The sequence below is a fragment of the Streptomyces caniscabiei genome, from assembly GCF_014930365.1.
GTDB classification, from domain to species: domain Bacteria; phylum Actinomycetota; class Actinomycetes; order Streptomycetales; family Streptomycetaceae; genus Streptomyces; species Streptomyces caniscabiei.
Window position 1 is genome coordinate 393,321 of sequence record NZ_JABXWI010000012.1, and the last position, 15,983, is coordinate 409,303.

Annotated in this window: 14 protein-coding genes; 9 read left to right on the forward strand and 5 right to left on the reverse strand. The window is 70.2% G+C overall.

All coding sequences use genetic code 11. The features are described from left to right. Positions 1-68 precede the first annotated feature (68 nt). Positions 69-689, reverse strand: coding sequence for a S1 RNA-binding domain-containing protein (locus tag HW837_RS32155; RefSeq protein WP_193381473.1), 621 nt, complete (start codon positions 687-689; stop codon positions 69-71). A gap of 90 nt (positions 690-779) precedes the next feature. On the opposite strand from HW837_RS32155, the gene HW837_RS32160 reads away from it, so the two are divergent. Then, positions 780-1,217 (forward strand): hypothetical protein, encoded by a 438-nt coding sequence (locus HW837_RS32160; protein WP_193381472.1) that lies wholly within the window; start codon positions 780-782, stop codon positions 1,215-1,217. 5 nt (positions 1,218-1,222) lie between these two features. Here HW837_RS32160 and HW837_RS32165 read toward each other — a convergent pair whose 3' ends face one another. Together HW837_RS32165 and HW837_RS32170 are read right to left on the reverse strand one after the other, a co-directional pair. Further along, positions 1,223-2,086, reverse strand: coding sequence for an immunity 49 family protein (locus HW837_RS32165; protein ID WP_193381471.1), 864 nt, complete (start codon positions 2,084-2,086; stop codon positions 1,223-1,225). Further along, entirely contained in the window at positions 2,083-4,623 is a 2,541-nt protein-coding gene (locus HW837_RS32170; RefSeq protein ID WP_193381470.1) for a hypothetical protein, read from the reverse strand. The genes HW837_RS32165 and HW837_RS32170 overlap by 4 nt, the downstream gene beginning before the upstream one ends. Before the next feature lie 599 nt (positions 4,624-5,222). Here HW837_RS32170 and HW837_RS32175 point away from each other — a divergent pair. From HW837_RS32175 to HW837_RS32200, 6 genes are all read left to right on the forward strand, one after another. Further along, the gene (locus HW837_RS32175) at positions 5,223-5,531 is read left to right on the forward strand and encodes a hypothetical protein (protein ID WP_033525053.1); all 309 of its coding nucleotides are present in this window, start codon (positions 5,223-5,225) and stop codon (positions 5,529-5,531) included. A gap of 204 nt (positions 5,532-5,735) precedes the next feature. Continuing rightward, complete coding sequence (locus HW837_RS32180) at positions 5,736-6,602, forward strand: DUF8175 domain-containg protein (RefSeq protein WP_193381469.1); 867 nt, start codon at positions 5,736-5,738, stop codon at positions 6,600-6,602. Beyond that, the gene (locus HW837_RS32185) at positions 6,592-7,929 is read left to right on the forward strand and encodes an energy-coupling factor transporter transmembrane component T family protein (RefSeq protein WP_193381468.1); all 1,338 of its coding nucleotides are present in this window, start codon (positions 6,592-6,594) and stop codon (positions 7,927-7,929) included. Before HW837_RS32180 ends, HW837_RS32185 begins: the two co-directional genes overlap by 11 nt. Then, positions 7,926-9,482 (forward strand): SCO6880 family protein, encoded by a 1,557-nt coding sequence (locus HW837_RS32190; protein WP_045555894.1) that lies wholly within the window; start codon positions 7,926-7,928, stop codon positions 9,480-9,482. The genes HW837_RS32185 and HW837_RS32190 overlap by 4 nt, the downstream gene beginning before the upstream one ends. A 66-nt stretch (positions 9,483-9,548) precedes the next feature. Further along, positions 9,549-10,982, forward strand: a complete 1,434-nt coding sequence (locus HW837_RS32195; RefSeq protein ID WP_045555893.1) for an ATP-binding protein — start codon at positions 9,549-9,551, stop codon at positions 10,980-10,982. Positions 10,983-11,074: 92 nt separating this feature from the next. Next, a complete protein-coding gene (locus HW837_RS32200; protein WP_045555892.1) occupies positions 11,075-12,721 on the forward strand; it encodes a type IV secretory system conjugative DNA transfer family protein in 1,647 nt (548 codons plus the stop codon). Between the two features lie 6 nt (positions 12,722-12,727). On the opposite strand, the gene HW837_RS32205 is transcribed toward HW837_RS32200, so the two are convergent. Continuing rightward, positions 12,728-13,171: a cupin domain-containing protein gene (locus HW837_RS32205; RefSeq protein ID WP_093792926.1), complete on the reverse strand. Its 444-nt coding sequence runs from the start codon at positions 13,169-13,171 to the stop codon at positions 12,728-12,730. A gap of 38 nt (positions 13,172-13,209) precedes the next feature. Beyond that, positions 13,210-13,785 (reverse strand): GNAT family N-acetyltransferase, encoded by a 576-nt coding sequence (locus tag HW837_RS32210; RefSeq protein ID WP_045555891.1) that lies wholly within the window; start codon positions 13,783-13,785, stop codon positions 13,210-13,212. A 93-nt stretch (positions 13,786-13,878) separates the two neighbouring features. Here HW837_RS32210 and HW837_RS32215 point away from each other — a divergent pair, with 93 nt between their 5' ends. Then, positions 13,879-15,174, forward strand: coding sequence for a sensor histidine kinase (locus HW837_RS32215; protein WP_193381515.1), 1,296 nt, complete (start codon positions 13,879-13,881; stop codon positions 15,172-15,174). After that, a complete protein-coding gene (locus HW837_RS32220) occupies positions 15,171-15,842 on the forward strand; it encodes a response regulator (RefSeq protein WP_060884149.1) in 672 nt (223 codons plus the stop codon). The genes HW837_RS32215 and HW837_RS32220 overlap by 4 nt, the downstream gene beginning before the upstream one ends. Positions 15,843-15,983: the final 141 nt, after the last annotated feature.

Below are 15,983 nucleotides of genomic sequence, written 5' to 3' on the forward strand. Positions count from 1 at the left end.
CGCCGCCCACCGACTCACACGTCGATCTCGCCCTCCCCACGAGTCAGTTCACCGACGCCCGGCCCGCCTCACGCGCCTGAGCCCGGCGTCCCGGTGTCCGGGCCGCCCATGGCCCGCACGCGGGACAGCGCCACCCTCCGCCGCACCCGGTCGACCTCGGTGACGACCACCGTGATCTCGTCCCCGACCCGGACGACCCCGTCCGGCGACTCCACGGGCTCCACGGTCAGCTCACTCAGGTGGACCAGCCCTTCGATCCCCTCGCCCACCTCGACGAACACCCCGAAGGGCACCACCTTCGTGACCCGCCCGGACAGCCTCCGCCCCTCCCCGACCCGGTCGGCGAACTCCTGCAAGGGATCGGGCTGCAAGGCCCGCAACGACAGCCGGGCCTCCCCGTTCCAGGTGTCGAACTGCAGGAACTCGCAGTCGACCCGCTGCCCGACCCTCACGACCTCCGACACGTCCCCGACGCGCCGCCAGGACAACTCCGGAACGGTGATGAACCCGACCCCCGGAAACAACGGATGCTCCGGCCCGTCATCGAGCGCGACGAACACCCCGAACCGCTCCACCGCCGCAACGGTCCCCCCAAGCACGTCCCCCACCCGAAGCCCCCCGAGAAACGCCCACAACTCCGGAGCCCCCTCAGCCCCCAACCGCACGGGCCCACCGCTCTCCCCGCCCACTTCGCCCCTTGCCCCTTACCTTCGGCCCCGTCGGCTCAGGCCGCGAACTCGCCCGGCGGCTCGGCCGACCCCCTCAGTACCCTGAGCCTCATGGCCGACCTCTACACAGTCGACGTCTCCATGAACCTGGCAGCCACAGTGCCGGACGCGGTGCTCTCCGAGTTGCGCCGGCACCTCGGCCTCGAAGAACCGGGCGACGGCCACGCGGACAACCTCGACGACCACCCCGTCTGGGCCGCTCGAGGCCTCGCCAGACGCATCGGTGGCGTCCTGACCGGCGAGCTGATCCGAACGGAACAGGGTTGGGCCCTGACGGTCCGCCAGGAAGTACACGCCGAAACCATGCCGCAGGTCGTCTCCCTGATCGAGATGCTGGCATTCCACTCGACCACCGAAGGCACCATCGGCCAGATCCGGTTCTACGAGGACGAGATCCCCGAACTGCTCCTCAACAGGTCGGGGGACCTGATGAAGGCACCCCTGAGCCGCCTGCCGGAAACGAAGCTCAGCCGCCCCTGTTTGCCGTAACCGGCTCACGTCTCGAACTCGCCCACCCAGGAACGCTCCAGGAGGTGCCTGGGCAGGTACTCGGACTCGACCTGGATGGGCATGCCCACGTCGTAGGCGAGGCAGGCGACGGCAAGCGGGCCGAGGGCGACGGTGCCGCTGATGGACTCCCGCCTGTCCTGGTCGGCGTTCCAGTACTCCTTGTGGAGACGGAGCGCCTGCACCAGCGCGGCGTTGAACTGCTCCTCGTCCCGCTTGAGGAACTGCAGAAACAGGTTGAGCGGCGGGTAGAGGATCTGCAGCATCAGCTCTCGATCAGCGACCCGCACCCGCTCCGGGTCGGTGCCCTCGAACGCCGCCGTGAACTTGTCCCCCAGCCCCGGTCGTTCCAGCCAGTACGCCTGCAACGCGTCCACCCAGTCGTAGACGTAGTCGTCGTACACCGCTCCCGAGGCCCGCAGGATGGCGACCGGCACCTCGCAGAGGCTCGTCATCCGCTCCTGGTCACGGCAGACGATCGCCAGCCAGAACGCCGTGACCCAGTTACCCGCGTCGGTGAAGTGCTGGGGGCCGATGGCCGGCAGTGTGCGTGACTCGTGGGCGATCCTGCACTCCACGGATTCCTCCGTAGTGACGGCCGCCGCGAACAGCGCGGAGCCGACCTGCATGGCGGCCACCCAGGCCTCCCAGGTCTCGGACTTGTCGGCGGTCGGGTCGTGGAGACAGTGCAGCTCCGCATTGCTCACGGCGCTGCTGAACGTCAGTCCGAAACCGTCGGGATACTCCGAGAGGTCGGCGATGTCATCGAGCAGGATCCGGTCGGACGACGCGATGAAGCTCGTCGGATCCCCGGGCGGCGGCGTTTCGGCTCGTGGCACTCGGGTGATCATCGATTGCTCCTGGGCTTGCCGATCTGGAACTGCTTCATCTCATAGCCAGCATATTTGCCGTCCGGAGCGGCATCCGCCCGGACCAGGACATAGTCCACCTTGCCCCTGACAAACGCCTTTCGGAGCTTGCTCGCGAGTTCTGCCTCGGCACGGTCCCCTGCTCGGGCGGCCCGCTTGTCCATCTCTTGCAGAATCGTCTCGAAGTACTCCCGGGTGCCCTGCTCGACACGATTTCCCAGGTGACTCGTTCGCTCACCGGTCTTCGCGGTCAGCGACCCCTTTGCCTCGACGACGACATAACCGCCGCCGCGCTTCTCATAGATCTGATCGAACCGGTTGTTCCCAAAGGCTCCGTCGTCGACCCGCTTCGCCCCCGAGTAGCGCTCCGGTACGGCATGATGCTCCGCCACCCGCTCACCGAACAGCTCGCTCTGCTTGAGTTTGGCCCCGTGCAGCGGAGAGTGCTTGGCCTCGGCGGCATCCATCGCCGCCTCCGCCTCGGGCGTGCGGTTGGCCGCGTACTCCTTCTCCGCGCGGGCCAGCTCCCTTTCCGCTGCCGTGTCGGCCGCGACGGCGTCGCGCCGAGACAAGGCCCATTCGTCGAGACGCTTCAGAACGCTGCTCTCGACGCCTTTTCGGAGCCCATTCCCGTGCGGGTTGGGGTCCATGTACTTCGCCTGGATGGCAGGCGGCAGGTCGCTCTTGGAAATCCACTTGGAGGGGTCCGCCGGATCCCGGACCAGAACAGGCAACCGCTGCCCGAACACCTCCGCAGAGGCGGACCTGCGGTACCCGTTGGACCGGTAATGCTCCTTGAACCAGCGCGGATCGTTGTTGGCGAGATCCACATGCCGCTGCATGACAGCTCGCGCGTCGGCCCGGTCGGGGCGTGGAGTCTCCGGCTCGCCTCCACCGGAGTCCCCCGCACCCGTCCGGCCACTCGGCCCGGTCGCGTCGTCACCGACCCGCCCCAGGTCGTCCAGCCAGCCCGAGCCGCCTGAGCCGGTCACCCGCGGCGGCAGAGGGTCGCCGCCCCGCCCACCACCCGCGGGGGCGGACCCTCCGCCCCGGCCGACCGCGGCCTCGTCCCCCGTTCGTGTGCCCGCCCCGACCCCCACCGGCTCCCGCCCGCTCGACGCGCTCGCGGGCTGATCCCCTCGAGTCGCGCCATCTCCCGCCCGCTGCTCCGCAGTCCCCTCATGCCGGATGTCGTCCAGGGACTCCCGTATCGTCCCGTCGGCGTTGTGCATGACGAGGGTCTTGGTGTCGAGGTAGACGATCTCGCCCTCGGGGGTGGTCATGCGGACGGAGTTCTCGGGGGTGAGGCCGGCCGGGAGGTCGTCGGCGATGTTCGGCACGTCGGCGATCTGGTACGTGCCCTCGCCGAGCCTGATGTGTGTGCCGTCGGTGATCCCCCGCAGCCCGGCCATGACGTCACTGATCTTGACGGCCGTCCCGCCGATGCCCTTCGCGATGTACGTCATCGGGTCGACGATCCGCCCCGCCTTGCCCGCGAAGGAGATGGCCTTCGCGATCGCACCGGCCTTGCCGGTCGCCGCGGCCGCACCACCCGCCCCACCCGTGAAGATGGTGGTCACGACGTTGAAGGTCACCGCTCCCGCCGCCCGCGACGGGTTCTTCCCCCACTCGTCGTACGCGATCAGCGCCTTGCCGGTCTCCACGACGGCCGTACGGGAGTCACGCAGCCAGGACGGCAGCTTGTCGTCGGGCGCCAGCCAGTACGCGGCGCCCACCACCGGTACGGCCGTGATGACGATGCCCGTGGCGAGCTTGCCGAGGCCGACCCACGCCTGTCCGGCCGCGTCCCAGCCGCTGAACCCGACCAGCGTGCCCAGGCCCTTGATCGTGCCCCACACGCCGTCCACGACGAAGCCGACCGTGAAGTCCCAGGCATGCTCGTGGAAGTAGTACCAGGGGTTCGACTCCTCGACGACGTCCCCCCACGGCAGACCACCGGCGTTGTTCAGATCCTCGCCCCGGTAGCCGTACATGTTCTCTTTGTTCGAACCGTCGCCGACGACGAGCGGCTCCCCGCCGACCAGCGCGACGATCTTGTTGTAACAGGCCCGTTCCGCGGCCTGGAAGGCGGCCCAGGCCGCGTTCACCGCGTTGCGCCGGGCCGTGTTCTCGTCGATGAGGTCGCCGTCCGCGACCCAGTCCTCGTCGTCCGCGACGCGTCGTTCGAACGCCGCCGCCTCCGCGCGCAGTGTGTTGAGCCGGTCGACCAGGGGCCGGACCTCGGCCGCGTAGTCGAGCAGCGCCTTGGAGACCGTGCCCAGCTCGGTCTGGAGGTCGTACCCGGCCGCCGCGACCGGCGCGGTCGTCGCGAAGAGCTGATCGGCCTCGGGAGCCTTGTAGAAAGGTTCCAGCAGATGGAAGTTGGCGTCGATCAGCAACCCGGCGGCACCGATCGCCATCCCGTCGAACGCGATGTCCCCGGCGTCCGTCTCCAGTTGCTCCAGATTTCCCGTGAACTCCGGTATCTCGGCCGAGACAACGGGCCTGTCCTCGCTCACGCCTACCCCCGTGGACGCCCTCGCGGATTCGCTCCCTGAACCGGGCGCCCAGCCCTCACGCCTGACGCCAGGACACACAGAGGCACCACTCGATCATTTGTACCAAAATTGCGATCGCGATCCCACGCGCTTTTGGCCAAAGCTCGCCCCTCAGGGAGGACCGGGCCCCACACACGACCCTTACGCCCACATCAGGCACACTCGAACCCACGGACCACACCGAGCCGACACCCCGTCAGAAGCGGGACAGGCCCGGCCCCCTGAGGCCACAAGAGGGGAATAACGACGGAACCACACCACAGGTTCCGCTTGATCCTCATTGCCCGGCGTGACCTGCCGTGATACACAGAGTGACGATACGACCCTTCGTTTACCGTTCCGCGCCCCCCGTTAGGGTCCCGCGTGGGCCGGAGGCAAGGGATCCGTACGAAACCCGCCAATCAATGACGCCAAGTCGACATACGACAGCCTCATTGTCGGCGAGAATGGGCCCGACCTCTGCGCACCCGCGCGGAGGCGTGCGGAGCGGACGCCGAGGCGGCGCACGTGCCGCACACCACACAGGACGACAGAACTACCCACTAGGGGCGGTGACTTACATGTTCGTTGCGGCCGACAAGGGCGACATCACCACCATCATCGGCGGAATCGCCCCGGACTGGGGGCCTTTCGGCGACCTGGGCAACGAGGCACGCGTGATGATCGAGGTCGTGATGGCGGTCGCCATCCTCCTCTGCCTCGGCATCGCGATCTGGGGCGCGGCCAAACAGCGCATCGGCGCGACCGCCCTCCGCGACACCTTCAGCGCCGAACAGGGCAAGGGCCTCATCATCGCCGGCCTCACCGGCGTCTTCATCATCGGCTCACTGGGCACGCTCTTCACCATCGTGTACGGCATGGCCGTGTAGCCGCGGCCGCCGGCACCCGCCCCGGCCGGTCCACCGGCCTCGCCCGGTTCCCCTCCCACCCCATCCGTCCGTCGTGCCCACCGGCTGAGGTTGCGTTTCCCTGATGTCGAGTCTCCACACCGCGCCCGCGCGGGAACCAGCGCGGCTACCGTCGTACTGCTACGCCTTTCAATACGACGTCGAAGTTGAAGGGGCGACCGCGGCATGAGTCTCGGCGACGAGCACGGGTACCGCGAGTCCTCGCGCTCCGGGGACGACGGGACGTACGGGGGGTACGCCGGCACCGGCCAGACCCGGACCCGCCTCCCCGAGGGCGGCGGCGACCCCTACGGCGGCGCCCCGCGCCGCCCCCGCTCCTCCTCCAGAAGCCTCGTCACCGTCGTCGGCGTCGTCGTCCTCCTCATCGCCGCGATCGCCTTCGCGAACCGGGGAGGCGGGGGCTCCGACACCTCCGGAGGCTCCACCGCCGACAAGCCGGAGACTGCGCCTACGGCGGCTTCGGGGGAGCGACCGGTCACCACGAAGACCGGCGGCATCCCCTCCGGCTTCGCCCACGACCAGCAGGGCGCCGAGTCCGCGGCGGCAAACTACTCCGTGGTGCTGGTCTCGGCGGACATCCTCAAGCCCGTTCGGCGCAGCGAGATCGTGCGGCAGGTCTTCGCCGCCGACAAGTCGGCCGAACTGGAAGACCGCCTGAACACGGTGTACAGCACGGACTTCCTCGACAAGGTCGGCTTGGACAAGGACGGCAACGCACCGTCCGGCAGCACATACGTCTCACGCACCATGCCGGTCGGCACCACGACCACGAGCTACTCGGACAGCACCGCGACCGTCGAGGTCTGGTGCACAGGCGTGTTCGGCATGGCGTCGGAGAACACGACCACCCCGGTCACCAGCGACTGGTTCACCATGGCCCTCCAACTGCGCTGGGAGGACGACGACTGGAAGGTCGACAGCTTCGCGCAGAAGGAAGGCCCCGCGCCGGTCAACGGCGACAACAAGGTCTCCACGTCCGACGAGATCTCGAAGGCCGTCGAGGAGTACGGAGGGTTCACCTATGCCCGGTAGGCCACGCCGCGTACTCAAGGTCGCCGCATCCTTCACAGCCGTACAGACCGCAGTCGTGCTGCTGGCGACGCGTGCCGTCGCCGCACCCACACCATCCCCCTCGTCCTCGCCCAGTGGCGACTCCTGCTCGCTGCTCTCCGGAGCAGCCAGGGAATTCTGCGAGAGCGACAGCGGAGGTGGCGGCGGAGGTGGCGGGTCGGGCACCACCCCCAAAGACCTCACCACCACCCTCGACCCCCTCTCCTCCCTGGCCCAAGGCTGCGCCGACGCCGCCTCCTGGACCGTCGACAAGCTCTCCGAAGCCGTCAACGAGACCGCGAGCGTCGACTTCACGAACATGACGTTCCTGAAGCACTACGCGGTCGTGTTCGCGGCCTCCGCCATCCTCACGCTCGTGCTGTGGCTCCTCGCCGTCACCAAGCGAGCCGTCCGCGGCGTGCCGTTCACGACGGCGATCTCGGAGGCCGTCGGCTTCCTCTGGCTGACCGTGCTCGCGTCCGCCTTCACCCCGCTGATCCTCTACACCATCGTCTCCGCCACCGACGGCGTCAGCGACATCATCGCCAAGACCACCGGCAACCAGACGGACACGTTCTTCGGCACGTTCTCCGAGGCCCTGAAGAAGGGCAACGACATCGGCGGCGGCCCCATCATGCTGATCCTGGTGTCGCTGGTCTCCATCGTCGCCGCCGGCGTGCTGTACCTGGAGCTGTACCTCAGGGCCGTCCTCCTCTACGTCGGCGCCCTCCTCGGCGTCGTCGTCTACGCCGGCCTCGTCGACAAGGACCTCTGGGGCCACGTCCGCCGCTGGGCGGGCATCATGATCGCGATCATCCTGGTCAAGCCCGTCATCGTCATCGTGCTCGGCCTCGCCGGCGCCCTGACCACCGAGGACGGCCCCGACTCCCTCGCCGCGGTCGTCTCCGGCCTCGCCATCATCCTGCTCGCCATCTTCGCCTCGGCGATGATCTACCGCTTCGTCCCGGGCTTCGGCGACGAGATCGCCAACTCCCGCAACAACCGCATCATGCGCGGCGCCGAAGGCAAGGCCGCCGCCGTGATCAGCTCCCCCGCCACCCTCGTCGCCCAGGGCATCAAGACCCACAGCTCCCGGGCCGACAACAACGGCTCGGGCGGCGGCGGAAGCAGCACCCCCCGCCCGTCCAACCCCGCATCCGGCGGCGTGGCCGCCCACAGCTCGCGCAGCGCGAGCGGAGGCGGCGGAACTGTCCCCTCCGCCGCACCCCCGCCCCGTACGAGCCCGGTCAACACCCCCCACGCCGGCAACACCCGCAACAGCAACCGCACGGGAGGTGAAGGGCGTTGACGACCGAGTCCCACCATCTCCATCCGGTCACGCCCCGCCGTACATATCTGATCGGCCGCGCCCGGCCGAACGCGATCATCGGCCGGAACCGCGAGTCCGGCGAGATCGCGCTGATCATCGCGGGCGCGTTCCTCGGCATGATGTGCGGCCTCCTCGTCCCGGTGCTCGTCCCCCGCATCGCCCTGCTGACCGGCTTCCCGATGCTGGCGCTCGCCGCGGTGTACGTCCCGTACAAGCGGCGGACGTTCTACAAGTGGTTCGAGATCAACCGCAGTTACAAGCGCAGCCTGCGCAGGGGCACGACATACCGCTCCGCCAACATGGAGGCCGGCACGCACATCGACGGCCGTGAGGTCGAGGTCGGCCCCCCGCCCGGCATCGGCCGCATCACCTGGCTCGCCGCGCCCTTCGGCCCCGACGAGATCGCCGTCCTGCTGCACGCCGACCGCCGGACCGTCACCGCCGCCATCGAGATCGAGGGCCCCGGCGTCGGCCTGCGCGACTCCGAGGACCAGGAAGCCCTCGTCGACCGCTTCGGCACCCTCCTCAAGCACGTGGCCAACGGCGACGGCTTCGTCACCCGCCTCCAGATGCTCGCCCGCACGCTCCCGGCCGACCCGGACGCCCACGCCAAGGACGTCGCCCAGCGCGGCGACGACCGCTCCCCCGGCTGGCTCCAGCAGTCGTACGACCAGCTGCAGTCCATGGTCTCCACCAGCAGCGAGCAGCACCGCGCGTACCTCGTCGCCTGTATGCACTACTCCCGCGAACTGGCCGCCGAGGGCCACGCCATGGCCCGCGCCGCCCGCCCCCAGGGCCGCAAGCTCGACAAGGACGCCGGCCTCGCCGTCGTCATGGCCCGTGAGCTGACGGACATCTGTTCGCGCCTCCAGGAGGCCGACATCCGTGTACGGCAGCCGCTCGGCCAGGGCCGCCTCGCCTCCCTCATCCACTCCATGTACGACCCGGACCACCCCATCGACCACATCCAGGCCATGACCAAGCGCAACGCCTGGCCGGCCGAACTGGACGCGATGGAACCGGACTACCTCCAGGCCAAGACCCGCGAGTCCTCCACCCGCGCCCCCTGGTGCCACGCCACGGCCTGGGTGAAGGAGTGGCCGATGACCCCGGTCGGCGTGAACTTCCTGGCGCCCCTGCTGGTCCACACCCCGGACGTCATCCGCACCGTCGCCGTCACGATGGACCTCGAACCCACCGAGGTCGCCATCGAACGCATGCTGACGGAGAAGACCAACGACGAGGCGGAGGCGTCCCGCGCCGCCAAGATGAACCGCACCGTCGACCCGCGCGACGTGGCCTCCCACTCCCGCCTCGACCAGCGCGGCGAGGACCTCGCGAGCGGCGCCGCCGGCGTCAACCTCGTCGGGTACATCACCGTCTCCTCCCGCTCCCCGGAGGCCCTGGCGCGCGACAAGCGGACGATAAGGGCCTCGGCCGGCAAGTCGTACCTCAAGCTGGAGTGGTGCGACCGCGAGCACCACCGGGCCTTCGTCAACACGCTCCCGTTCGCCACCGGAATCCGAAGGTAGGGCCATCGCGATGCGGGACCACCCGAGGGCCCCTGGAGCCCAACCGCACCTGGAGGTGAGGCACTGATGCGGGACCCGATGTCCGCCCTCACGGACGCCTTCACGTCCTTCCTCTTCGGCAAGGTCGAGACGACCCGCCTCCCCGTCCGCACCTCCACCGGACAGGCCCAGGCGGTCTACCTCCCGACCGCCGCGCCCGGCCTCGGCGACTCCGGTGTGATCATCGGCCGCGAGGTCTACTCCGGGAAGGGCTACATCTACGACCCCTTCCAGCTCTACGGCCAGCAGCTCCCCGCCCCGCACTGGCTCGTCCTCGGCGAGTCCGGCAACGGCAAGTCGGCCCTGGAGAAGACGTACGTCCTGCGGCAGCTGCGCTTCCGCGACCGCCAGGTCGTCGTCCTCGACGCCCAGGGCGAGGACGGCGTCGGCGAGTGGAACCTCATCGCGGAGGAGCTGGGAATAACTCCCATCCGCCTCGACCCGACGGCCGCCCTCGACATGGGCATCCGCCTCAACCCCCTCGACCCCTCGATCACCACGACGGGCCAGCTCGCGCTGCTCCGCACGATCATCGAGGTCGCGATGGGCCACGGCCTGGACGAACGCTCCGGCTTCGCCCTGAAGGTCGCGCACGCCTACGTCAACGAGACCATCGTCGACCGCCAACCGGTCCTCACCGACATCGTCGACCAGCTCCGCCACCCCGAGCCGGAGTCCGCGGAGGCGATGAACGTCGCCATAGACGACGTACGGGCCTGGGGCCTGGACGTGGCGCTGGTCCTGGACCGCCTGGTCGACGGTGACCTGCGCGGCATGTTCGACGGCCCGACGACCGTGGGCATCGACCTCGACGCGCCGCTCATCGTCTTCGACCTGTCCCACATCGACCGCAACTCCATCGCCATGCCCATCCTCATGGCGATCGTCGGCGTGTGGCTGGAGCACACCTGGATCCGCCCCGACCGGAAGAAGCGCATCTTCCTGGTCGAGGAGGCCTGGCACATCATCAACAGCCCCTTCGTCGCCCAGCTCTTCCAGCGCCTGCTGAAGTTCGGCCGACGGCTCGGTCTGTCCTTCGTCGCCGTCGTCCACCACCTGTCGGACGTCATCGACGGCGCCGCGGCCAAGGAGGCCGCGGCCATCCTGAAGATGGCGTCCACCAGGACGATCTACGCCCAGAAGGCGGACGAGGCCAGAGCGACGGGCCGTGTCCTCGGCCTGCCCCGCTGGGCGGTGGAGATCATCCCCACCCTCACCCCGGGCATCGCCGTCTGGGACGTCAACGGCAATGTGCAGGTGGTCAAACACCTCATCACCGAGACCGAACGCCCCCTCGTCTTCACCGACCGCGCGATGACCGAGTCCTCCGTCGACCACCTGCTGGACGACGACGCGCTGCACGCCGCCGAACTGGAGGCGGAGGAACGGGCGGCCGCGTTCGTCGAACACCGGCTGAGCGAGGTCGACGGATACGGCTCCTCCGAGTCGACGGTGGCTTGAGCGGCACCATCGATGACCGGGAACGAGCAGGGCAACGGCATGGACGGCGACATGCACGGCGACAGGACACACGGCATGCACGGCGGCGAGCGATGAGACCGGACGACCGGCACCCCCAGCAGGGCGGAGGCGGCATCCCCGACGGGCTGCTCGTCGCCCTCCTCGGCTTCCTGGTGAGCCTGACCCTGCTGGTGTGGACGGCCACCGGCCTGGCCGGCCTCTTCGCCCACGGCGCCTGGCCCGACGGCGTCACCTTCACCCGCACACCCCTGGCCGTACGCAGCCTGGTCTCCGCTCCCCAGGACCTCCCCGGCGCCTGGCCGGACACCCCCGCCGCCCAGCTCTCCGGCTACGGCCTCTTCTGGGGCCTCTTGATCAGCCAGCTCATGGTCCTGCTCGTCCTGGCCGTATTCACGATGGGCACCCTGGCCCGCTGGCGCGCCGTACGCGCCAGGGACAAGGCCACACGGGCCCAGAAGCATGGCGGACCGACGACAGGCGCCCCGCTCCAGCACCCCGGCCCCGCCACCGACCACGTCCAGAGCACGGCCCCCACCTCCGTGGAGCAGGCACCCCCGGCCTCTCCCTCCGTCCCCGAGCCACGTCACAGCGCGCCCCACACGCCCGCCCCTCCGTCCACCCCTGCGGCGGCCGAGGTCGGCGCCGCCCCCACCCCCGCCGGCTCGCCGGCCACGTCCCTCGCGCCCCCGGCCGGCGCGTACGCCACCACCCCCCTGCCGTCCGCAACCGGCGGTACGGCACCCACCGGCACCCACCCGGGAACCGGCGCCGGCACCGGCTGGGCGGACCCCGCCCCCACGGTCGTCCTCGGCCCCGCCGAGTCCCGTCGCCCGGTGGCCGCGCAGGCCGTACGGGACGCCGAAGGACCGGCCCTCGTCGTCACCTCCGACCCCACGCTCTGGTCGGACACCAAGGACGCCCGCGCGAAGCTGGGCCCGGTCCTCCTCTACGACCCCTCACACCGCTGTGACACCCCGGCCCGCCTGCACTGGTCGCCGATCTCCGGCTGCGAGGACAAGCCGACGGCACTGGCGAGGGCCATCGCCCTCCTCGCTCCCGTCCGCCCCACCGCCAGGATCGACCAAGCGGTGGCGGACACCGCGGAGACGCTTCTGCGCAGCTATCTGCACGCCGCCGCCATAGACACCCGCACCATCCGCCACCTGCACCGCTGGGCCCAGGGCAGCAACGTCCAGGAAGCGGTCCGCACCCTGCGGACGAACCCGAAGGCGGCCCCCGGCGCGGCCGGCGAACTGGAGTCGGCGCTCACCTCGCACCCCGAACGCCGCGACATCGCCCAGCAGTTGACGGCCCGCGCCCTCTCGGCCCTCTCCACGGTCAACGTCCGGGAAGCCTGCGCCCCGAACCGAGCCGACTCCCTGGCGCTGGATTCCTTCGTGCACGAGGGGGGAACGCTCTATGTGGTCGGCGACCCCATCGAGGACCCCAAGGCGAACCCCTCGGCGATGCCTCTCCTGACGGCCCTCGCCTCGAGCGTGGTCGAGCGCGGCCGGCGCATGGCCGAACGGTCATCCTCCGGCCGCCTCGACCCACCACTCACCCTGGTCCTGGACGACGTGGCGGCCGTGGCCCCACTCCCCCAGCTCCCGGCCCTCCTGACCGACGGCGCCGACCAGGGCCTCCCGACTCTTGCGCTCCTACGCTCCCGTGAACAGGCCAGATCCCGCTGGCCCAACACCGAACTCCCGCTGCCCTGACAACCGTCAGCGAGCGTCCCCGCCCGCAGCCGAGTCCGTGGCCGAGCCCGAATCCCCGGTCGCACCCCGGGTCGTATCCGCGGCCAAGTCCGGCACCGCGTACCCCGCCACGGACGGCCACCGCACGGTCAGCACCACGGACTCCTCCTCCGCGACCCAGGAGTGGTCCACCCCGCGCCCCCAGACGACGTAGTCGCCCTGCCGCTCCAACACCACGCTACGACCGGGGAAGTCGACCCGGAAACGCCCGCTGATCAGCACCTGAAGGGCGGTCCGTTCCTCACCCCGGACCCACTGGGCGCGCGTGTCGCCCCGCGGATGCACCCCCCACTTGATCTCCACCGCCTCACTCCGCCGCGGATCCCCCTCCGCCTTGAAGTGCCCGAGCAGCCAACCCCGGTCCAGCGCCGCGTCCTTGCCCGCATTGCCCACATACACGCTGTCGTCCATGCCGCCGAAGCTAACACCCGAGCCGCCGCGCCCCACGCCTACGCCGACCGCAGCACGTACTCCAACTCCCGCCCCTCGTCCCCCTCGACGGACACCCCGCTGCCCACGAACCCGACCCGCCGGTAGAAGGCCGCGGCCCGCCCGTTCCCCTCGTTCACGTACAACCGCACCCGCTCGACCCCGGCCTCCCGCGCCCACCTCACCGCGACCGCGAACATCGCCTCGCCCACGCCCTTCCCCCGGTGCCCGTCCCGCAGGAACACGCCCACCAGATGCGCCTGCCGCCGCTCGACGACCTCGCCGAAGAAGTCCCGGGTCCCGGCCTCCTCCACGAGCACGGTCACCGTCCCGACCCACTCGCCGGCCCCGCTCAGCACCACGAACTGCCGCCGCTCCCCCACCCCGTCGGCGGCACCCTCCGCCCGCTCCCGCCAGAACCCGTCCGGCCGGGCCGCGGCCTGCTCGTACGTCTCCAGAAACGCGAGATGAGCCACCGGATCCCGCAGCGCGGCCAGCCTCAGCTCCCGCACCTCACGCCATTCCCCGGCACGGACCGACCGGATCCGGTACCCCTCGGGAACAGCAGGACTCTCAGCACGCGCAGGCAGCTTCATGCGGGCCAAGGTAGTACCTGGGTACTACACCCTTCACCGGATTTCCGGCCCCGGTCGCACGCCCCGGCCCCGCCCACGTACGAGGATGCCCACGTGACGAGCGACGGCACCACACCCGACACCGACGGCGACCGGCGGCCGACGGGCCCCCAGCCCCTCACCCACCACTTCCGCGACGTCACCGAACGAGCGCGGGATCTCGACCGCCGCCGCCCTCTGCTCTGGGACCTGCTCGTCACGGGCTTCTTCGTGACGGCCGCCCTCATCGACTACACGAGCGACGGCTGGCAGAACGTCGCCGAGGACCCCACCCTCCCCGACTGGCTGATCGTCACGCTCTCCCTCGGCTTCACCCTCCCGCTCCTCCGGCGCCGCACCCATCCCTTCGCGGTGCTCCTGACGACGCTGCCGTTCGCCCTCGTCAACACTTGGACCGGCGCCTCCCTCCAGGCCGGGGAACTCTGCCTGCTCACCGTCTTCCACGTCGCCCTGCGCACCCGCCACCGCACCCTGCTCTGGTCCTACGCCCTGGCTCTCCTGCCCTACGTCGTCGGCGGCTTCCGCTACCCGGCCGAACAGGGCCTCAACCAGAACATCGGCCCCGCCGCGACGGCCCTGGCCTTCGCGGCGGTCGCCGGCATCGCCGTGCGCACCCGCAAGGAGTACCTCGCCTCCCTCGTCGAACGCGCCCGTCAGCTCGAAGTCGAACGCGACCAGCAGCTCCGCCTCGCCGCGGCCGCCGAACGCGCCCGCATAGCCCGGGAGATGCACGACATCATCGGCCACAACCTCTCCGTCATCACCGGCCTCGCCGACGGCGGCCGTTACGCCGCGCCGAAGGACCCCGCCCGTGCTACCGAGGCCCTCCACGCCATCTCCACCACCAGCCGCCAGGCCCTCGCGGAACTACGCCGCCTCCTGGACGTCCTGCGCGACGACCCCGAGGACACGTCCGCCCCCAACCCACCGCCCGATCTGACCCCGCAGCCCACCCTCACCGACCTCGACCGCCTCCTCACCGGCGTACGGTCCGCGGGCCTTCCCGTGCACAGCACCGTCCGCGGCGTCCCGGCCCTCTCCCCCGGCCGCCAGCTCACCGTCTACCGCGTCATCCAGGAAGGCCTGACCAACACCCTCAAACACGCGGGCCCCGACGCCACGGCCCACCTCCTCATCTCCTACGCCGAATCCGGCGCCGTCTCCCTGACCCTCACCGACACCTCACGCACCGCCCCCGCCCCGCCCTCCTCGACGAACGGCGGCCGCGGCCTCCCCGGCATGCGCGAGCGAACTGCCCTGTACGGCGGCACACTTGAGGCCGGCCCTCTCCCCCACCCGCGACGCGGCTGGCGAGTCCACCTACACCTCCCGGAGGAATCCCCGCAGTGACGACCGTCCTCATCGCCGACGACCAACCCCTCCAGCGGCTCGGCTTCCGCATGCTTCTGGAGAGCCAGGACGACATGACGGTCGTCGGCGAGGCCCCGGGCGGCAGCGAGGCGGTCCGTATGACGGCCGAGCTGCATCCCGACGTGGTCCTGATGGACGTCCGCATGCCCGGCCTGGACGGCATCGAGGCCACCCGCCGCATCGTCTCGGCAGGCGACCGCACCCGCGTCCTGATCCTCACCACGTTCGACCTCGACGAGTACGCCTACGCCGGTCTCCGCGCGGGCGCCTCGGGCTTCCTCGTGAAGGACGCCCTCCCCGAGGAACTCCTCTCAGGCGTCCGGGCCGTCGCCTCCGGGGACGCGGTGGTGGCCCCCAGCCTGACCCGCCGCCTCCTCGACACCTACGCCCGCCATCTGCCGAAGCCGGAAGAACCCACAGCCCCCGCCCTCGCGGACCCCCGTCTCTCACCCCTGACCGACCGCGAACGGGAGATCCTCACCGTCATCGGCATGGGCTGGACGAACACCGAGATAGCGGCCCGCCTGCATCTCGCGGAATCGACGGTGAAGACCCACGTCGGCCGCGTCCTCGCGAAGACCGGTTCACGGGACCGCATCCAGGCAGTGATCCTGGCGTACGACACGAAATTGGTGGAGCCGTCCTGAAGGAAAGCCACGAAAGCCCCGGAGATATGCCCGTGAATACGCCCGGAAATGCAGAAAGCCCCCGCCGGCAACCCGGCAGGGGCTTTCTCAAATATTGTTCGGCGGCGTCCTACTCTCCCACAGGGTCCCCCCTGCAGTACC